At 46.4% G+C, this 211-nt stretch carries 1 pseudogene; it reads left to right on the top strand.

Annotation, left to right across the window (positions count from 1 at the left end):
* A pseudogene (locus LKK83_RS00565) lies at positions 1–211 on the top strand (RRXRR domain-containing protein); the annotation flags it as partial.

The following is a 211-nucleotide window of genomic DNA, read 5'->3' as shown; positions in this document are numbered from 1 at the left end:
CCTAGTCTTCAACACCGAGTCCTGACAACTCTGACGTGGGTAAATCGATTGAAGCGTTTCTGTCCCATTAGCGCTATCTCAATGGAACTTGTCCGTTTTGATACCCAACTGATGCACTCACCCAGAAATCTCTAGTGTCGAGTATCAACAGGGAGAGTTGGTGGGGTATGAAGTCCGAGAATACCTTCTAGAGAAATGGGGTAGATGTTGT

The sequence above is a fragment of the Phormidium sp. CCY1219 genome, assembly GCF_035615515.1.
Taxonomy (GTDB): Bacteria; Cyanobacteriota; Cyanobacteriia; order Cyanobacteriales; family Laspinemataceae; genus CCY1219.
The sequence above is the reverse complement of the archived record's forward strand: the minus strand, read 5'-3'. Positions and strand labels throughout refer to the sequence as shown.